Source organism: Streptomyces sp. NBC_00210, assembly GCF_045160975.1.
Lineage (GTDB): Bacteria > Actinomycetota > Actinomycetes > Streptomycetales > Streptomycetaceae > Streptomyces.
The window spans coordinates 2977142-2995483 of the sequence record NZ_CP108120.1; the positions used below are offsets into that span (position 1 = coordinate 2977142).

Below are 18342 nucleotides of genomic sequence, written 5' to 3' on the forward strand. Positions count from 1 at the left end.
CCGCTGCGTACGTTCACTGCGCTCACTCGACTTCTCCGATCTTGAGCATCTGGCGCATATAGACCGCGACCACACCGAGCAGCAGGATCACGGTGACGAGGGCGATGGCCGAGCCTGTGCCGTAGTCGTTGACGACGAACGCCTTGTCGTACGAGTACGTGGTCAGAAGCTGGAACTCGGCCTCGGGGTGGCCGTTGCGCATCACGAAGACCTGCGGGAAGACGCCCATGTCCCAGATCACCGACAGCGTCGTCAGCATGACGACGATGGGCTTGAGAATCGGCAGGGTGACGAAGCGGAAGACACCCCAGGCGCCGGCGCCGTCGAGGCGGGCTGCCTCCTCCAGCTCCTTGGGCACCTGCGTGAGGCCGGCACTCAGCGTGATGACGACGAAGGGCACGGCGCCCCAGACGACCAGCAGGATGATCACGGCGAGGCCCTGGGGGCCGCTGGCGAACCAATTGTGGCCGACCATGTCGACGCCGGGCAGCCTGGACAGCAGCCAGTTGAGTACGCCGTAGTCCGCGTCGAAGAGCCACTTGAAGATGGCGGTGGCCACGATGATGGGCATGCCCCAGCTCGCCACCAGCGCGATGTTGATCAGCGTCTTGACCCAGCCGGACACCCGCTGGAGCAGCAGGGCGATCAGCATGCCGATGACCATCGTCAGGACCACGGCACTGACCGCGAAGACCGCGGTCCGCACGACGACGGTCCAGAACTCACTGTCCCCGAGGATCGCGGAGAAGTTGTCGAAGCCGACCGACTCCGGGTCCTTGAAGCCCCACAGCTGCGGCTGCCCGAACTTCTGGAACGACAGCGTGACCAGCCGCACCAGCGGATAGCCGAGAACCAGCAGCAGGATGAGGAGGCAGGGCGCGAGCAGCAGCCAGGGCACCCCGGCCCCGCCCGCTGTCGGCTTCTTGCCCGGCCCTGGAGGGGGCGCCGCCGCGTTTCTCGCTGGCGGTGATTGCCGCGTGGGCGGCACCTTGGCGGTGGTTGTCTCTGCGGCACTCATCCCGTGCTCCTCAGCGGTCCCTCTCCCGGTACGGCCGGCAGGACCCCGTCGATGCGACGGGGCCCTGCCCACAGGTCACTTGGTGTTGATGACCTTGTCGATCGCGGCGTCCGCGGCCTTCGCGGCCTCCTCGACCGACTTCTTGCCGGTGCCGATCTCCTGCAGCATGGTCTTGAGGGTCTGGGCCTTCTCGACCTGACCCCAGCCCGGTGCCATCGGCACGAACCAGTTGGACTCGGCGGCGGTGGCCGGGACCACCGTCTTCGGGTCGTTCTTCAGGGTCGCCAGGTCCGTCTTGTTGTTGGGCAGGTTGCCCTTGGCGAGCAGCCCCTTCTGGCCCTGGGCGCCGGTGAAGGCGTTGATCCACTCGGCCGCGACGTCCTGCGCCTTGGACTTGACCGGGACGGCGAGGTCGGAGCCGCCGAGGAAGACGGGCAGTGGCTTGCCGGACGGGCCGGGCATCACGAAGTTCTCGAGCTTGTCGGCGAGTTTGCCGACCTTGTCGTTCTTCGGGTCGGCGGCGGTGCCACCCTCCCAGGCGGCGCTGAAGATCGTCGCGGACTTGCCCTGGCCGAAGACGACCGGACGGTCGGCCTCGTCCTTGGTCTTGTCGCCGTGCATGTACTTGTCGAGGATCGACTTGTACTCATTGAGGCCCTTGAGGGACTCGGGCGAGGAGAGGTTGGCCTTCCACTTGTCGCCGTCCTTCTTGGCGATGGAGCCACCGGCGTCGTAGACGAAGGACATCGCGGCGTACCAGTCCGGCGAAGGCTGGTACCAGGCGCTGAACTTGTCGCCCTTCTTCTCCTGGATCTTGTCCAGGGCTGCGGTGAGTTCGGCGTACGTCTTGGGGGCGGCCTTGACGTCGACCTCGGCGGCGATGTCCTTGCGCCAGGTGCCCACGCGGCCACCGGCGTAGTAGGGGACACCGTAGGTCTTGCCCTCGTACTGGGTGGACTCCTTGAGGCCGTCCAGCCACGCGTCCGACTGATCGAACTTCTTCGGGTCGACCTCGGCGAAGGCGCCCTTCACCATGTAGCCGAGCATCTCGGTGTTGCCCATCTCGACAACGTCCGGCGCCTTGTCGGTGGCGAGCACCGCGTCAAGCTTGGTGTTCTTGTCCGGCCAGCCGTAGTACTCGTGCTTGATCTTGATGCCGGGGTGCTTCTTGACGACCGCGTCGTCGGCCGCCTTCACCAGTTCGGGCCAGTTGTTCTGCGCGTCGACGGTGAGCCAGACGGTCAGTTCCTTGGCGTCACCGCCGGCCTTGTCCCCGCCCTTGTCCGAATCACCACAGGCCGCAAGGCCGATCATCATGCCCGCGACGCCTATCGCCGCGATGAGCTTGCGCTTCACGCCACCCTCCTCAGGGATGCCTGCAACCCCTGCCCACCGCAAAGACATACGACGAGTACTACTCGTGGGGCTGGGACCTGGCCTTTAATGGTTTAGACCAGTACCGGGAGCTTGGCCTAGACCTTTAGGGGTGTCAAGGGTGTATAAGAAGGGCAGTCGGGTCCGTTATCGGACCGACACCTGAGGGAGGGCAACGACCCGTGAGCGGAGCGTGCCACCATGTGAGCCGCAACAGACGGAGGAGCCGGTGACGGCAGCACACGAGTCGGGAAGGCGGGCCATGACCACGGACGGGGGCAGCACGGGCAACGAAGGCGGGGCACAGACCCGTACCGCACGCGTGCCCAAGTACTACCGGCTCAAGCGCCACTTGCTCGATATGACCGAGACGCTGCCCCCGGGCACGCCGGTGCCGCCGGAGCGCACGCTCGCCGCGGAGTTCGACACCTCGCGTACGACGGTGCGGCAGGCGCTCCAGGAGCTGGTCGTCGAGGGCCGCCTCGAGCGCATCCAGGGCAAGGGCACGTTCGTGGCCAAGCCCAAGGTCTCGCAGGCCCTGCAGCTCACCTCGTACACCGAGGACATGAAGGCCCAGGGCCTGGAGCCCACCTCGCAGTTGCTCGACATCGGGTACGTCACGGCCGACGACACGCTGGCCGGGCTGCTCGACATCTCGACGGGCGGGCGGGTGCTGCGGATCGAGCGGCTGCGGCTCGCGAGCGGCGAGCCGATGGCGATCGAGACGACGCATCTGTCGGCGAAGCGCTTCCCGGCGCTGCGGCGGTCGCTGGTCAAGTACACCTCGCTGTACACCGCACTGGCGGAGGTGTACGACGTCCATCTGGCCGAGGCCGAGGAAACGATCGAGACCTCGCTGGCCACCCCGCGCGAGGCGGGTCTGCTGGGTACGGACGTGGGCCTGCCGATGCTGATGCTCTCGCGCCACTCACTGGACGCCCAGGGCGAACCGGTGGAGTGGGTGCGCTCGGTGTACCGCGGCGACCGGTACAAGTTCGTGGCAAGGCTCCAACGGCCGAAGGACTGACGCGGCGGCCGGCCCGAGTTTGCTGGGGGTCCGGGGGTTACCCCCCGGGAGACTGCAGCGTGGCAAGGCTCCAACGGCCGAAGGACTGACGCGGCGGCCGGCCCGAGTTTGCTGGGGGTCCGGGGCCCGCGGCGCCAGCCGCTTGTGTCACGGCCCCCGGGAGACTGCAGCGTGGCGAGGCTTCAGCGCCCGAAGGACTGACCGGTGCGCGTGGTGTAGCGCGGGTCGCCTTCCTGCTCTACGGTCCTCCCGTCATCGCATGCGACGGGAGGACCCCCGGTGCGTCCTGCACACCCACAAACCATCGTCATCCGGACGCTTCTCGCGCAGATCGGCGCGGCAGGGTGGACCGCGCTCGCCCTGCGGATCGGGCTGCGGCGGGCCGCTGGCACGGTGCGGTGGTACGTACGCGAACTGCTGGACGAGTCGGCGTACGACAGATATGTCGCGCATGCGCGTTCACACGATCCGGCGGTCTCTGTCCCGTCCCGGCGGGAATTCGAGCGGATGCGGACGGACCGCCAGGAGTCGGACCGGCGCGGCGGGTTCCACTGCTGCTGACGAGGGGTTACCGCCGTTTCGTTGCCGTACCGATATACGGACGAGGGGTGACGGTACGCGAAAGCCTCGCTTAGATTTCATGCCCATTACAACTGGTGACAGGTGAGGGGACGGAGTCGCTGTATGTCCGAAGTGACCGATGAGAAACGAGCCTTGATCACGCCGGTGCGCGTGGTCGTCGCCCTCTGCCTCTTCGCGCCCTTTGTGGCGATGCTCTGGGTCGGCTCCTACGCGAAGATCGAACCGAAGTTCATCGGCATTCCGTTCTTCTACTGGTACCAGATGCTCTGGGTGCTGATCTCCACCGCGCTCACCATGGTCGCTTACAAGCTGTGGCAGCGCGACCAGCGCGCCCACAAGGGGGGTGCGTCGAAGTGACGGACGGCGTGAACGGCGTCGCGCTCGCCGTCTTCATCTTCTTCTTCCTGGCCGTCACGGTCATGGGCTTCCTGGCCGCGCGCTGGCGCCGGGCCGAGTCCGACAGCCTCGACGAATGGGGCCTCGGCGGCCGGTCGTTCGGCACCTGGGTCACCTGGTTCCTGCTCGGCGGCGACCTGTACACGGCGTACACCTTCGTGGCCGTGCCCGCGGCGATCTACACGGCCGGCGCGGCGGGCTTCTTCGCCGTGCCGTACACGATTCTCGTCTATCCGCTGATCTTCACCTTCCTGCCGCGGCTGTGGTCGGTGTCGCACAAGCACGGTTACGTCACCACCTCGGACTTCGTCCGCGGGCGGTGGGGCTCGAAGGGCCTGTCGCTGGCGGTCGCGGTCACCGGCATTCTCGCGACGATGCCGTACATCGCACTCCAGCTGGTCGGCATCCAGGCGGTGCTCGACGTGATGGGCGTCGGCGGCGGCGAGACGACGAACTGGTTCGTGAAGGACCTGCCGTTGCTGATCGCCTTCGGCGTGCTGGCGGCGTACACGTACTCCTCCGGTCTGCGGGCACCGGCGCTGATCGCGTTCGTCAAGGACACCCTGATCTACATCGTCATCGCGGTGGCGATCATCTACATCCCGATCAAGCTGGGCGGCTTCGACGACATCTTCACGAAGGCGGGGGATGCATTCGCGCAGATCAACCCGGCGACCGAGAAGCCGCGTGGCGCTCTGGCGCCGGGCGAGGCGGGCCAGTGGGGTTACGCCACGCTCGCGCTCGGGTCGGCGCTCGCGCTCTTCATGTATCCGCATTCGATCACGGCGACGCTCTCGTCGCGCAGCCGTGAGGTCATCCGGCGCAACACGACGATTCTGCCGCTGTACTCGCTGATGCTGGGACTGCTGGCGCTGCTCGGCTTCATGGCGATCGCGGCGGGTGTGAAGGTCAAGAACGGCCAGCTGGCGATCCCGCAGCTGTTCGAGAACATGTTCCCGGACTGGTTCGCGGGTGTCGCCTTCGCGGCGATCGGCATCGGCGCGCTGGTACCGGCGGCGATCATGTCGATCGCCGCGGCGAATCTGTTCACGCGCAACATCTACAAGGACTTCATCAAGCCCGACGCCACGCCGGCGCAGGAGACCAAGGTCTCCAAGCTGGTGTCGCTCCTGGTGAAGGTGGGCGCGCTGGTCTTCGTGCTGACGATGGACAAGACCGTGGCGATCAACTTCCAGCTCCTGGGCGGTATCTGGATCCTGCAGACCTTCCCCTCGCTGGTGGGCGGCCTGTTCACCCGCTGGTTCCACCGCTGGGCGCTGCTGGCGGGCTGGGCGGTCGGCATGATCTACGGCACGGCGGCGGCGTACGGAGTCGCAAGCCCGACCCAGAAGCACTTCGGCGGCTCCTCGGCGGAGATTCCGGGCATCGGGGAGATCGGCTACATCGGCCTCACCGCGTTCGTGCTGAACGTGGCGGTGACGGTGGTCCTGACGTTCGTGCTGAAGGCGGCGAAGGCGCCGGAGGGTGTGGACGAGACGTCCCCGTCGGACTACACGGCGGACGCCGGTGACCCGGTCGTCCAGGTGGAACTGCCGCCGGCGACGGCGGGCACGGCGGCGCACTGAACCGTCACTGATCCGGCCACCGAGCCGCCGCACCGGTCGAGGGCCGCCGCGCTTCCCACGGGAAAGCACGGCGGCCCTCGCCGTACCTGCGAAAGAATGTGCGCATGAGACGTGGTTCGCGCTTGTCGCTGCTTGTGCTGCTGCCCCTCGCCCTTGCCGGCTGTGGTTCGCAGGTGGCGGGCGACAGCGACTCACGGGGCGGCGACGGTACGGGAAGCACCAACGGTCCCGTGCCCGAGCACTCCGCGCTCGAGGCGCGCGCCCGCGCGCTGCAGACCCTGCCCGAGCATGTGTATGTGACCCGGTCCGACGGCTTCGAGCTGGCGCGGCAGTCCGTGGGTGTCATCGGCGGCGACGGCTTCTCGGCCACGTACGTCTCCAAGACCGGCGGCCAGATCACCCTCGCCGTCGACCGGGGCACGGTGGACGCCGCGAACTGCGCCGCAATCCCCATGGGTTCGGCCACGGGCGCGGACGGCCCGTCCGGCGCAGCCTGCGCGAAGGACGGAAAGGGCTGGTACCGCACCTCGGACAGCGGCCATGAGTACGTCCGTACGGAGAACGGTCTGCGGATCCAGATCAGCGCCGGCACCCAGGTGGAGCGCGACGTGCTGCGCAAGGCCGCCGAGGCGGCCCATCTCGCCGACGACCGTGAGCTGGACGAGGTCCTGCCCCAGGCCGAGGACATCGGCGGACAGACGCCCGTCGAGCGCGGCGACCTGCCCCCGGCCGGCGACGGCGCCCCCAACAATGAGGTGGGCGTGAGCGGCTGATCCGGTCCACACTGCGCCCACGGACATCACCGTCAGGGCAGTGCGGCCGAAGGAGTACACCGAACTGGGCGAGATCACCGCCCAGGCCTATCTGGGCGACGGGCTGCTGGACTTCGGCGAGGACGATTCGTATCTGCATGTGCTGCGGGATGTGGCGCGGCGGGCCGCCGAGGCCGAGGTGCTCGTCGCCGTCGACGGTCGCGACCGACTGCTCGGTGGCGTGACCTTTGTCTCGGGCGGCGGGGCGTGGGCCGATGTTGCCCAGGACGACGAAGCCGAGTTCCGGATGCTCGCCGTCGCCGAGCAGGCGCGTGGGCGGGGTGCCGGCGAGGCCCTTGTGCGGGCGTGCGTCGAGCGCGCCCGGGGCGTCGAGGGGTGCAGGCGGCTCGTGTTGTCCACGCAGCGCAGCATGCTCGCGGCCCACCGGATCTACGAGCGGATGGGCTTCGTCCGAACACCCGAGCGGGACTGGGGGCCCATCGCGGGATCACCCTACTGACTTACGCGTTGGAGCTGTAGCCGCCCCGACACAACATGTGGTGGGTGCGGCAACTCCCCGCCCCCACATGTATGCTCATGCTCGCTGTCGCCGCAGGGGAATCCGGTGTGAATCCGGAACTGTCCCGCAACGGTGTGCTGTGGTGTGCTTTGTCGCACCCCACCAGTCCGAAGACCTGCCGACGGTGCATCCGGCTCGACCGAACCGGGTGCCGAGACGTCCGGGCCTCGCGGTTGGGTCGGTGGACGCCGTGCGGTGTGCTGCCCTTTCCGGGTACGTACGCCTCCGCGGCCCGCCCCCTCCCCCGTCGGCCCAGAGCCGAGCGAGGGAGAGCACCACGTGACCATCGCGCCAGCCGATCCGGCTTCAGGCATCGCAGTGCAGGCTGCCGAGGAGAGCGACGGCCCCGGGACCGCGCTTCTGCGGACCCTGACCGATCTCACCGCCGATCTGCCGGACACCGACCCGGGACGTGTCGCCGCCGCCGCGCTGCGCGGCCGCAACGCCCGGTCGGACGCGGCCGAGTTGCGGAGCCTCGCCACCGACGCCGCCGCGGGGCTGATCTCCGAGGACCCGGCCTACTCCCGCCTCGCCGCCCGCCTGCTGACCCGTCACATCGCGGACGAGGCCGCCGGACAGGGCGCGGTCTCCTTCTCGGCATCCGTCGCGGTCGGCCACCGCGAGGGCCTGATCGCCGACCGCACCGCCGAGTTCGTGACGCTGCACGCCGCTCGTCTTGACGCGCTCATCGACACCGGCGCCGACGACCGCTTCGGCTACTTCGGGCTGCGCACCCTCTACAGCCGCTATCTGCTCCGGCACCCGATCACCCGTCAGGTGATCGAGACCCCGCAGCACTTCATGCTGCGCGTCGCCTGCGGCCTCGCCGAGGACTCATCCACCCGCGCCCTGGACGAAGTCGCGGCGCTGTACGGGCTGATGAGCCGGCTCGACTACCTGCCCTCCTCCCCCACGCTCTTCAACTCCGGCACCCGTCACCCGCAGATGTCCTCCTGCTATCTGCTGGACTCGCCGCTCGACGAGCTCGACTCGATCTACAACCGCTACCACCAGATCGCGCGCCTGTCCAAGCACGCCGGTGGAATCGGCCTCTCGTACTCCCGAATCCGCGCCCGCGGTTCGCTGATCCGCGGCACCAACGGCCACTCCAACGGCATCGTGCCGTTCCTGAAGACGCTGGACGCCTCGGTCGCCGCCGTGAACCAGGGCGGCCGCCGCAAGGGCGCCGCCGCGATCTACCTGGAGACCTGGCACGCGGACATCGAGGAGTTCCTGGAGCTCCGCGACAACACCGGTGAGGACGCGCGGCGTACGCACAACCTCAACCTCGCGCACTGGATCCCGGACGAGTTCATGCGCCGCGTCGAGACCGACGCCGACTGGTCGCTGTTCTCGCCCGCCGACGTGCCGGAACTCGTCGACCTGTGGGGCGACGAGTTCGACGCCGCGTACCGCAAGGCGGAGGCCGACGGCCTGGCCCGCAAGGCCATCCCGGCGCGCGAGCTGTACGGCCGCATGATGCGCACCCTCGCCCAGACCGGCAACGGCTGGATGACCTTCAAGGACGCCTCCAACCGCACGGCCAACCAGACCGCCGAGCCCGGCCGGGTCGTCCACTCCTCGAACCTGTGCACCGAGATCCTTGAGGTCACCGACGACGGCGAGACGGCCGTCTGCAACCTCGGCTCGGTCAACCTGGGTTCGTTCGTCGCGGGCGACGGCATCGACTGGGAGCGCCTCGACGAGACGGTCCGTACCGCCGTGACCTTCCTCGACCGGGTCGTCGACATCAACTTCTACCCGACCGAGCAGGCCGGGCGCTCCAACGCCAGATGGCGGCCGGTGGGCCTGGGCGCGATGGGCCTCCAGGACGTCTTCTTCAAGCTCCGCATCCCGTTCGACTCGCCCGAGGCGAAGGCGCTCTCCACGAAGATCGCCGAGCGGATCATGCTCGCGGCGTACGAGTCGTCCTGCGAGCTCGCCGAGCGCAACGGCCCGCTGCCCGCCTGGTCCGAGACCCGCGCGGCCCGTGGCGTACTCCACCCCGACCACTATGACGTCGAGCTCAACTGGCCGGAGCGCTGGGACGCCCTGCGCGCGCGGGTGGCGAAGAGCGGCATGCGCAACTCCCTCCTCCTCGCCATCGCACCGACCGCCACCATCGCCTCGATCGCGGGCGTGTACGAGTGCATCGAGCCGCAGGTCTCCAACCTCTTCAAGCGCGAGACGCTGAGCGGTGAGTTCCTCCAGGTCAACGCCTATCTGGTGGAGGAGCTGAAGAAGCTCGGCGTGTGGGACGCGCAGACCCGGGAGGCGCTGCGCGACTCCAGCGGCTCGGTGCAGGGCTTCAACTGGATCCCGGCCGACGTCCGCGCGCTGTACCGCACGGCGTGGGAGATCCCGCAGCGCGGCCTGATCGACATGGCCGCTGCCCGCACCCCCTTCCTGGACCAGTCGCAGTCGCTGAACCTGTTCCTGGAGACGCCGACCATCGGGAAGCTCAGCTCGATGTACGCGTACGCCTGGAAGCAGGGCCTGAAGACGACGTACTACCTGCGCTCCCGTCCCGCGACGCGGATCGCCCGCGCGGCTTCCGGCACCTCGGCGGCCGCCGCCCCCATCCCGGCGCAGGCCGCCGACCCCGACGCGGTCGCCTGCTCCCTGGAAAACCCCGAGTCCTGCGAGGCCTGCCAGTAATGAGCTCGACCGAAAAGAACCTTCTGGACCCCGGCTTCGAGCTGACTCTCCGCCCGATGCGCTACCCGGACTTCTATGAGCGCTACCGCGACGCGATCAAGAACACCTGGACCGTGGAGGAGGTCGATCTCCACTCCGACGTGGCCGACCTCGCCAAGCTCACGCCGGGTGAGCAGCACATGATCGGCCGACTGGTCGCGTTCTTCGCGACGGGCGACTCGATCGTCTCCAACAACCTGGTGCTCACCCTCTACAAGCACATCAACTCCCCCGAGGCGCGGCTCTACCTGAGCCGTCAGCTCTTCGAGGAGGCCGTGCACGTCCAGTTCTATCTGACGCTGCTCGACACCTACCTGCCGGACCCGGACGACCGCGCGGCCGCCTTCGACGCGGTCGAGGAGATCCCCTCCATCCGCGAGAAGGCTCAGTTCTGCTTCAAGTGGATGGACTCGGTCGAGAAGATCGAGCGGCTGGAGTCGCAGGCCGACCGCCGTCGCTTCCTGCTGAACCTGATCTGCTTCGCGGCCTGCATCGAGGGGCTGTTCTTCTACGGCGCGTTCGCGTACGTCTACTGGTTCCGCTCCCGCGGTCTGCTGCACGGCCTGGCCACCGGCACCAACTGGGTGTTCCGCGACGAGACCATGCACATGAACTTCGCCTTCGAGGTCGTGGACACGGTCCGCAAGGAGGAGCCGGAGCTCTTCGACGACCAGCTCCAGCAGCAGGTCACCGACATGCTGAAGGAGGCCGTCGAGGCGGAGCTGCAGTTCGGCCGCGATCTGTGCGGTGAGGGACTGCCGGGCATGAACACCGAGTCGATGCGCGAGTATCTGCAGTGCGTCGCCGACCAGCGGCTGACCCGTCTGGGCTTCGCCCCGGTGTACGGCTCGGAGAATCCGTTCTCCTTCATGGAGCTGCAGGGCGTCCAGGAGCTGACGAACTTCTTCGAGCGCCGTCCCTCCGCCTACCAGGTGGCGGTCGAGGGCTCGGTCGGCTTCGACGACGACTTCTAGGTCCTGATCCGGCCTGATCGGCCGGACGGGGCATTGAACGTCCGGGCACTCTCCCGCCGGGGGGACGGGGGAGCGCCGGGAAGCGAATGGCCGGGCGGCTGCGTACAGCTTCCGCCCGGCCGTTTCGTATGCCCACCGCGTCCGCGGACCGCTATGCGGCGCGGCACGGCGCAGCCTCGGGGGACTCAACCTGCCGGGCCTCGACCTCACGGGCCTCGACCTGCCGGGCCTCGACCTCACGGGCCTCGACCTCACGGGCCTCAGCCTGCCGGGCCTCAGCCTCACGCCGCTCGGCCAGCAGGAGCTCCGCCTGACGCTGCTGGGCACGGCGCCGCTCGGCCTGTCGCGCCCTGGCCCGACGCAGGTCGGCCCGGCCCAGCTCGGCCTCGCGCAGCTGGCGGTCGACAGCCCGCTCCCTCAGGTGCCCCACCAGCGAGGGAAGGATGATCAGCCCCAGGAGGGCGATGACGAAGAGGTACTCCATGAATGTGTTCATGCGGTCCACTGTCGTCCTCGCGCGCCAAAGAAGTCAGTGGCAGGACTGTCATGAACCATCGAATTACTGCCACAATGGTTCCATGCTGAAAAACGTGGCCGCCGTCCTCCTCGACGGCGTGCATCCCTTCGAACTCGGCGTGATCAGTGAGGTCTTCGGTTACGACCGCAGCGACGACGGCCTGCCCGTCTACGACTTCGCGGCGGTCTCCGCAGAGGGCCCCGTCCTGCCCACCCACGCCGGGTTCACCATCAGCACTCCGTACGGCCTCGAACGGCTCGAGGAAGCCGATCTCATCGCCGTCCCCACCGCCGGCTCGTACCCGACCCGCGACTATCCCGAAGAGCTGCTCGACGCGCTGCGCCGCGCGGTCGACCGCGGCGCCCGGGTGCTCAGCGTCTGCACCGGCGCCTTCGTCCTCGGCGCCGCCGGACTGCTCGACGGCCGCCGCTGCACCACCCACTGGCGGCACGCCCAGGCGCTGGCCGAGCGTTATCCGCGGGCGCTCGTCGACCCCGATGTGCTGTATGTCGACGAGGGCCCGGTGATCACCTCGGCAGGGACCGCCGCCGCGATCGACGCCAGCCTCCATGTCGTACGCCAGGAACACGGCCCCGAGGTCGCCAACCTCATCGCCCGCAGGATGGTCGTGCCGCCGCACCGCGACGGTGGCCAGGCGCAGTACATCCAGCGCCCGCTGCCGCGCACGTCCTGTGACACGGTCGGCGACGTCCTGTCCTGGATGGAGCGGCATCTGGACCGCGAGATGACCGTCGAGCAGCTCGCCGACCGGGCACATATGTCGCCGCGCACCTTCGCCCGCCGCTTCCAGCAGGAGACGGGCACCACTCCCTATCGCTGGCTGCTGCGCCAACGGGTGCTGCTGTCACAGGAGTTGCTGGAGTCGACGGACGAGACGGTGGACGCCATCGCGGGCCGCGCCGGCTTCGGCAACGCGGCGGGGCTGCGCCACCACTTTCTCCGTACGCTCGGCACCACACCGAACGCCTACCGCCGCACCTTCCGAGGCCCGGTGCGGGACGCCGCCTGACCGCCTTCAGGACGCGCCGGATCAGTCGTTCGGGACGGTCTCGTACCGCGGCGTGCCCTCTTCCATCTGCCGCAGCGCGTCCTTGCGGTCCCGCTTGGACAGCCGGTCGATGTACAGGTAGCCGTACAGGTGGTCCGTCTCGTGCTGCAGGCAGCGGGCGAAGTACCCCGTGCCGCGCACCTTGATCGGGTTGCCCTCGGCGTCCTGCCCGCGCACCACCGCGTAGTCGGGGCGGGCCAGCGGGGCGTAGGCCGTCGGGACGGAGAGGCAGCCCTCATTGGACTCGTCGAGGACCCGGCGCTCGGCCGGCAGCTCCTCCAGCACCGGGTTGCAGACGACGCCGACGTGCCGTAGACCCTCGTCGTCCATGCAGTCGTAGACGAAGACCTTCAGGTCCACGCCGATCTGGTTGGCGGCCAGGCCCACGCCCTCCGCCGTCCGCTGGCTGGCGAACATGTCGTCGATGAGAGCGGCGAGCTTGTCGTCGAACTCGGTGACGTCCTTGCACTCCTTGTGGAGCACCGGATTGCCCACGACCGTGATCGGGCGGGACGTGCCGCGCTCGCGGTACGCCAGCTCACGCTCCTCGCAGTCTTCTGTGTCCACGACGAAACCATCGTTGACCTGCTGGTCCGTCTCCTGCTGCGACGCCATGTCAGCCGTACGCCCTTCTCACTACCCGATGCATGCCCGGTGTCCGGTCACTCTGTGTCCGTACAGCCTACGGGCAGGGGTCAGCAGACTTCCTCGAGATCCCGCCACTCACGGGAGTCCGGGCTGTCGGCGACCCAGCCGTCGAGCAGCCCGCGCACCAGACCGGCGGGCGCCGCGAGGCCGCACTCGCGCTCCGGCGACCACAGATCGCCCTCGGTGCGGTGGCCCAGTGGGCCCGGGTGGCCCGGCTCGCTGTGGTCGTGCGGGTCGAGGTGCTCGCCCTCGCCCTCGGCGCTCGGCATCCGGCTCTCGGAACAGGCCCGGCACAGCAGCCGCACCGACGACGACCAGTCCTCGGCGGCGAAACCGGCGTCCGAAGCAAGCTGCTCAAGGGCGTCCCGGTCGGCCTCGGTCGCGGCCTCCAGCAGGACCACCCAGGTCGGTACGGGTGAGGGCGCCCAGAGCTCGATCTCGTCGAAGACGGGGTACGAGGGGCCCGCGCTGGTGATGCGCTCGCCGTGCGGAACACCGTCGTGCAGGACGACCTCGCCCCAGCGGCGTCCGGAGGACGGCAGCGGGATGGACAGCACCTCTATCCGGGCCGGGTCGAGCCTGCGACCCCAGACCACCTCTGCCTCGCCCTCGGGCGACAGCCGTACGGCAGCGCTGCCGAGCTCCATGCCGACCGGCTCACCGTTGGCTCCCCCGCCGCCTCCGGCACGGGTGGGGCTCCCGGGGACCTTGAGTCCGTACGCCTGCCAGGCGCGGCGGGCCAGCGGCCAGTCCTGCAGGGCGGTGGCCGCGATGCCGACGTTCCACCAGTCGGGGGCACCGCTCTCCTTGTCGAGCAGCGCGACGGCCCGCAGGCCCGCGGCGCGCGCCTGCTCCCAGTCGTGCCGGAACTTGTGCAGCAGCGCCAGGTTGAACCAGGACTCGGAGAGCCAGGGCTCAAGGTCCGCCGCGCGCGTCAGCAACGCGCCCGCGTCCTCGTACCGGCCGTCGCCGATCAGCGTGAACGCGCGGTCGGTGGCCTGCCGCCACGAGGCGGAGGGCCGATGCCGTACCTTCCCGAAGATCCTCACGATTCCTGCCTGCCGGTTCGCTCGGGTCACTGCCCCCGGATACGTCCTTGTGCCTTCATTCGCATCCAACCATGCCGAGTCGGAGGCTCGCTCATTACTCATGGGTTACCCCGGCGGGACCGGGGCCAGACCGCCTCGGGCCAGGACCCTGGCGAGCGATTCGACGACCTCTGGCTGATAGTCGTGCCCGGTGCCGAGACGCAGCTGTTCGAGTGCGCTGAGCGCCCCGCCCGCCGTTCCTCCGCTTCCCCCGGTGAGATCGTCGTATGCGTTGACGGTGCGGACAATCCGGGCGGGCAGCGGCTGGTCGCGGTACGGGTCGGCCTGCAGCTCGACGACGACGGCGACCGCTGCGGGGGCGCCGGTCTGCCGTACGACGGCGCCGCCCAGCAGAGCGATGCGCCGCTGCTCGGCGGCCGGGAGAAGCGCGGTGGCCCCTTCCGGGACCGGGTCCAGGAGCGAGAGCTGCCCGATGTCGTGCATCAGCGCCGCGTACTCCAGCACGGCCAGATCGGGCCCGGAGAGCCCCAGCTCGCGCCCCACGGCGGTGGCGAGCGCGGCTACGCGGTGGGCGTGCCCCGGCTGGGTGTACCCGGCTATCTCGGTCGCGCGGGCGAGGGAGGCGATGGTCTGCCGGTAGGTGGTCCGCACGGCGGCGTACCGCCGGAAGGACAGCTGGGTGAGCAGCAGCGGTAGACAGAACACGGGCAGCGCCCAGAGCCCGGCGACGGCGACGGAGAGGGCCACCACGGCACCGGTGGCGCAGACGGCGGAGCCGATGCCGAGCAGGGCGCGTAGCTCGTCGCGCAGGAGGGGTCCGTACGGAATGGGGGTACCTCCCATGCGCCTGGCGCTATGGGGGAGGGTGCGGGCGCGCAGCATGGCGGCGGAGAGTACGGCGTCGCAGAGGGCGGTCAGGACGAGCAGCAGAAGCAGGAAGAGCGCGTAGTACGCACCGTGGCCGATTCTGCGCTCCAACTCGCCCGAGGTGTACAGCGGTTGAAAGCAGGCCGCGGCGAACCCGACGGTCAGCACCCGCCGCGCCACATGATCGAGCGCGGGCCCGTGCCCCCGCGCCACATGCGGGACGGCCCCGACGAGCACACCCGCGACGACGACGGCGACGACCTGCAGGGCACCGTGCGACGTCGGCCGCCCCGCGCACTCCCCGAGCAACGCATACGCCAACGCCCCCGCGGCCCCGAGCGGCGCGGGCTCCCGCTCCCCGGGCTGCGACCCCCACCGGGCGAGCTCCCCGACGGCGATGAACGCACCGAACGCGAGGGCGTTCCCGGGCTGATCAACCCCACGCCACAGGGTCCACGCAAGCCCCACACCGGCAACCAGGGCGGCGGCGCCGTAGACGCGGCGAATGCCGCCACTACCTCCGGCCATTACACGCCACCGACTGCAGGGCGGGGTGCGATGCGGCATAGAGAGACGGGGCCGCGCTCGGGCGAGGGCCCGGGGGGCCCGCTCAGGGAGTGCGAAGCTGCCGCACCGGCCGCCGCAGGCCGAGGAGCACCGCGGCGCGAAGCCGCCGCGCACGTCGCAGGCGAGTAAGACCCGCCCGCGCCCCGTATGCCCGCGCTCACAGCGGCCGACCCCCCGCCCGCGCCGGCACGCCCCCCACCCACTGCTCCCGTTCGTCCGACGTCACCGCCGTCTCCCACCCGTGCCGCTCCAGCGCCCGCACCAGCGCCCGTACCATCCGCGGGTCGAACTGCGTCCCCGCGCACCGCTTCAGCTCCTCCAGCGCCGCCGCCACCGGCCGCGCCCGGCGGTACGACCGCGTCGACGTCATCGCGTCGAACGCGTCCGCCACCGCCACCACCCGCGCGAACTCCGGGATCTGGCGCCCCACGAGCCCGTACGGATACCCGCTCCCGTCCATCCGCTCGTGGTGGTGCAGGATCGCCGCCCGCGCCTCCCCCAGGAATCCGATGCCCCGCACCATCTCGTGCCCGTACTCGGGATGCAGCTCGATCACCCGCCGCTCCTGCGGCGTCAGCGGCCCGTCCTTGCGCAGCACCCGCGTCGGCACCCCGAGCTTCCCCACGTCGTGCAGGATCCCGGCGAACCGGAGGACTTCCAGCCGCCCCTCGTCCATGCTCAGCTCACGCGCGATGAGCACGGACGCCCGCCCCACTCGCTCACTGTGCCCGCGCGTGTACTCGTCCTTGATGTCGACCGCCTGGACCAGCGCGCGGATCGTCGCCTGATGGGCCGCCCGCTCCCGGTGGTACTGCGCGAAGATCCAGGAGGAGATGTACATCGGCAACAGGACGAAGAGCGCGGACAGCGGCCCGTACGGACTGCGCCACAGCACGGCCATCATCAGCCCGGCGAGCCCGTGCACACAGTGCGGCGCCGGCGAGCGCAGCAGCAGACCGCGCCAGGCGGCCCGCAGCGGCACCCGTTCCGCGGCGGCGAGTATGCCGCCGTCGAGGGCGGTCAGCACCAGGCAGAAGGCGAGCGCCCCGGCCACGGCGGGCAGCAGCGCGTACGGAAAGTCCGGGGCACGCAGGGTCCGTTCGCCGCCGAGGAGCGCGTACGCCTGCGCCGCGCCCCAGGTCGCCAGCGCAAGCTGCGCGGCGCGCCAGATCCGCCGCACGCCGCCGGGGCGCTGGTCGACCCGGCCCAGCAGCGCACCGGGCACGGCGACGAACACGGCCACGGCGGGCGGCAGCAGGAACGCCGCGGCGAGCAGCACGGGGAAGAAGGAACCGGCGCCCACCGGCACGGAGTTCCCGACATAGCGGCAGCGGGCGGGCAGCTCGCACGTGGCGTAGAGCCCGGCGAGCAGCAGCACGGCGCCCCAATTGCCCCCCTGGGCGGGCAGCGCACATGCCGCAGCACAGAGCACCGCGCACAGTATGTACACGCGTGCCGCCGCCGGAATGGCCCTCACTGGCCGCCCTCCCCGCCTGTCCTGAAATAGAGCGTCAGGCTAGCGAGTTGGGTGAATCATGGCGGCAGGATGACGGCTATTCGCACCTACGGGTGACACACGAACAGGGTGTGCCGTGACAACCACGACACACCCCGTACGTCTGTGCGAGAGCGGCTACTCCTTGACGATGTCCTGCTCGGGCACCGCCTGGCCGGAGCGGATCAGATCGATGCGCCCCAGGACCTTGGCCCGCAAGTCGCTCGGCACGTCGTCGTGTCCGCAGCACCGCTTGACCAGTTTCTTCACGGCCTGCTCGAGCCCGTACTTTTCCAGGCAGGGAGAGCACTCCTCGAAGTGCACTTCGAACTTGGTGCAGTCGCTGTCGGGCATCTCGCGGTCGAGGAATTCATAGAGATGGTCCAGGACCTCTGAGCAGTCCGTCTCGTGCGGCTCTCCGCAGCTCATGAGCCCGAGCCTTTCGCGTCGTTCGACTCCCCCGCTCCGGCCGGGACGAGCCCGCGCTCACGGGCGTAGTCCTCGAGCATGCCACGCAGTTGACGGCGGCCCCGGTGCAGGCGGGACATCACCGTCCCGATCGGTGTTCCCATGATGTCCGCGATCTCCTTGTACGCAAAGCCCTCTACGTCGGCGAGATAGACCGCGATACGGAACTCTTCGGGGATGGCCTGCAGTGCTGCCTTGACGTCCGAATCGGGCAGGTGGTCGAGGGCCTGCGACTCGGCGGAGCGCAGCCCGGTCGACATGTGCGACTCGGCGCGCGCGAGCTGCCAGTCCTCGATCTCCTCGGCGGCGCTGCGCTGGGGCTCGCGCTGCTTCTTGCGGTACGAGTTGATAAAGGTGTTCGTGAGGATCCGGTACAGCCATGCCTTGAGGTTCGTGCCCTCGCGGAACTGGTGGAAGGATCCGTACGCCTTGGCATACGTCTCCTGCACAAGATCCTCGGCATCGGCGGGGTTGCGCGTCATACGCAGCGCAGCCGAGTACATCTGGTCGAGGAAGCCGAGAGCGTCCCGCTCGAAACGGGCATTGCGCTCGGCAGTCGTCTCCTCGGACTGCCCCGCCTGGCCGTCGTCGGTCCCTGCGTCGGTCCCAGTGACCGGACCCACCTCCTCCAACGATGTGGCGAACCCGAATGCGGACCCGCTCGAATCGGAGGATA

The 18342-nt window shown here is 69.4% G+C and carries 18 protein-coding genes and 1 riboswitch; of the genes, 9 read left to right on the plus strand and 9 right to left on the minus strand.

Annotated features, from left to right (window positions below):
* Window positions 1-22 precede the first annotated feature (22 nt).
* Together OG729_RS13305 and OG729_RS13310 are read right to left on the minus strand one after the other, a co-directional pair.
* Window positions 23-1018 (minus strand): sugar ABC transporter permease, encoded by a 996-nt coding sequence (locus OG729_RS13305; RefSeq protein ID WP_360873398.1) that lies wholly within the window; start codon window positions 1016-1018, stop codon window positions 23-25.
* 75 nt (window positions 1019-1093) lie between these two features.
* A complete protein-coding gene (locus OG729_RS13310) occupies window positions 1094-2374 on the minus strand; it encodes an extracellular solute-binding protein (RefSeq protein ID WP_405806190.1) in 1281 nt (426 codons plus the stop codon).
* Between the two features lie 280 nt (window positions 2375-2654).
* On the opposite strand from OG729_RS13310, the gene OG729_RS13315 reads away from it, so the two are divergent.
* From OG729_RS13315 to OG729_RS13350, 8 genes are all read left to right on the plus strand, one after another.
* Window positions 2655-3419: a GntR family transcriptional regulator gene (locus tag OG729_RS13315; RefSeq protein ID WP_360873404.1), complete on the plus strand. Its 765-nt coding sequence runs from the start codon at window positions 2655-2657 to the stop codon at window positions 3417-3419.
* 360 nt (window positions 3420-3779) lie between these two features.
* Complete coding sequence (locus tag OG729_RS13320; RefSeq protein ID WP_360873688.1) at window positions 3780-3980, plus strand: YbdD/YjiX family protein; 201 nt, start codon at window positions 3780-3782, stop codon at window positions 3978-3980.
* Window positions 3981-4103: 123 nt separating this feature from the next.
* Complete coding sequence (locus OG729_RS13325) at window positions 4104-4358, plus strand: DUF3311 domain-containing protein (protein ID WP_360873407.1); 255 nt, start codon at window positions 4104-4106, stop codon at window positions 4356-4358.
* Window positions 4355-5983: a monocarboxylate uptake permease MctP gene (mctP, locus tag OG729_RS13330; protein WP_405806192.1), complete on the plus strand. Its 1629-nt coding sequence runs from the start codon at window positions 4355-4357 to the stop codon at window positions 5981-5983. Before OG729_RS13325 ends, mctP begins: the two co-directional genes overlap by 4 nt.
* A 104-nt stretch (window positions 5984-6087) precedes the next feature.
* On the plus strand, window positions 6088-6756 hold the full coding sequence (locus OG729_RS13335) for a hypothetical protein (protein WP_405806193.1): 669 nt from the start codon (window positions 6088-6090) through the stop codon (window positions 6754-6756).
* 40 nt (window positions 6757-6796) lie between these two features.
* Entirely contained in the window at window positions 6797-7255 is a 459-nt protein-coding gene (locus tag OG729_RS13340; protein ID WP_405806195.1) for a GNAT family N-acetyltransferase, read from the plus strand.
* Window positions 7256-7285: 30 nt separating this feature from the next.
* Window positions 7286-7453: riboswitch (cobalamin riboswitch) on the plus strand.
* A 141-nt stretch (window positions 7454-7594) separates the two neighbouring features.
* Window positions 7595-9973 (plus strand): ribonucleoside-diphosphate reductase subunit alpha, encoded by a 2379-nt coding sequence (locus tag OG729_RS13345; protein ID WP_405806197.1) that lies wholly within the window; start codon window positions 7595-7597, stop codon window positions 9971-9973.
* Window positions 9973-10986 (plus strand): ribonucleotide-diphosphate reductase subunit beta, encoded by a 1014-nt coding sequence (locus OG729_RS13350; protein WP_360873420.1) that lies wholly within the window; start codon window positions 9973-9975, stop codon window positions 10984-10986. Before OG729_RS13345 ends, OG729_RS13350 begins: the two co-directional genes overlap by 1 nt.
* A gap of 151 nt (window positions 10987-11137) precedes the next feature.
* Here the strand turns inward: OG729_RS13350 and OG729_RS13355 are convergent, their stop codons facing one another.
* Window positions 11138-11482 (minus strand): hypothetical protein, encoded by a 345-nt coding sequence (locus OG729_RS13355; RefSeq protein ID WP_405806198.1) that lies wholly within the window; start codon window positions 11480-11482, stop codon window positions 11138-11140.
* A gap of 82 nt (window positions 11483-11564) precedes the next feature.
* Here OG729_RS13355 and OG729_RS13360 point away from each other — a divergent pair, with 82 nt between their 5' ends.
* Window positions 11565-12533, plus strand: a complete 969-nt coding sequence (locus tag OG729_RS13360; protein ID WP_405806199.1) for a GlxA family transcriptional regulator — start codon at window positions 11565-11567, stop codon at window positions 12531-12533.
* 21 nt (window positions 12534-12554) lie between these two features.
* On the opposite strand, the gene def is transcribed toward OG729_RS13360, so the two are convergent.
* From def to OG729_RS13390, 6 genes are all read right to left on the minus strand, one after another.
* Window positions 12555-13187 carry a peptide deformylase gene (gene def / locus OG729_RS13365; RefSeq protein WP_360873429.1) on the minus strand — a complete coding sequence of 211 codons (633 nt, stop codon included), beginning with the start codon at window positions 13185-13187 and terminating at the stop codon, window positions 12555-12557.
* Window positions 13188-13267: 80 nt separating this feature from the next.
* Window positions 13268-14269, minus strand: a complete 1002-nt coding sequence (locus OG729_RS13370; RefSeq protein ID WP_360873432.1) for a hypothetical protein — start codon at window positions 14267-14269, stop codon at window positions 13268-13270.
* Window positions 14270-14374: 105 nt separating this feature from the next.
* Window positions 14375-15664, minus strand: a complete 1290-nt coding sequence (locus OG729_RS13375) for an HDOD domain-containing protein (RefSeq protein ID WP_360873435.1) — start codon at window positions 15662-15664, stop codon at window positions 14375-14377.
* A gap of 196 nt (window positions 15665-15860) precedes the next feature.
* A complete protein-coding gene (locus OG729_RS13380) occupies window positions 15861-17180 on the minus strand; it encodes an HD domain-containing phosphohydrolase (RefSeq protein WP_360873438.1) in 1320 nt (439 codons plus the stop codon).
* Between the two features lie 156 nt (window positions 17181-17336).
* Window positions 17337-17627, minus strand: coding sequence for a mycothiol system anti-sigma-R factor (rsrA, locus tag OG729_RS13385; protein WP_360873441.1), 291 nt, complete (start codon window positions 17625-17627; stop codon window positions 17337-17339).
* Window positions 17624-18289, minus strand: coding sequence for a sigma-70 family RNA polymerase sigma factor (locus OG729_RS13390; RefSeq protein WP_360873443.1), 666 nt, complete (start codon window positions 18287-18289; stop codon window positions 17624-17626). Before OG729_RS13390 ends, rsrA begins: the two co-directional genes overlap by 4 nt.
* Window positions 18290-18342 lie beyond the last annotated feature (53 nt).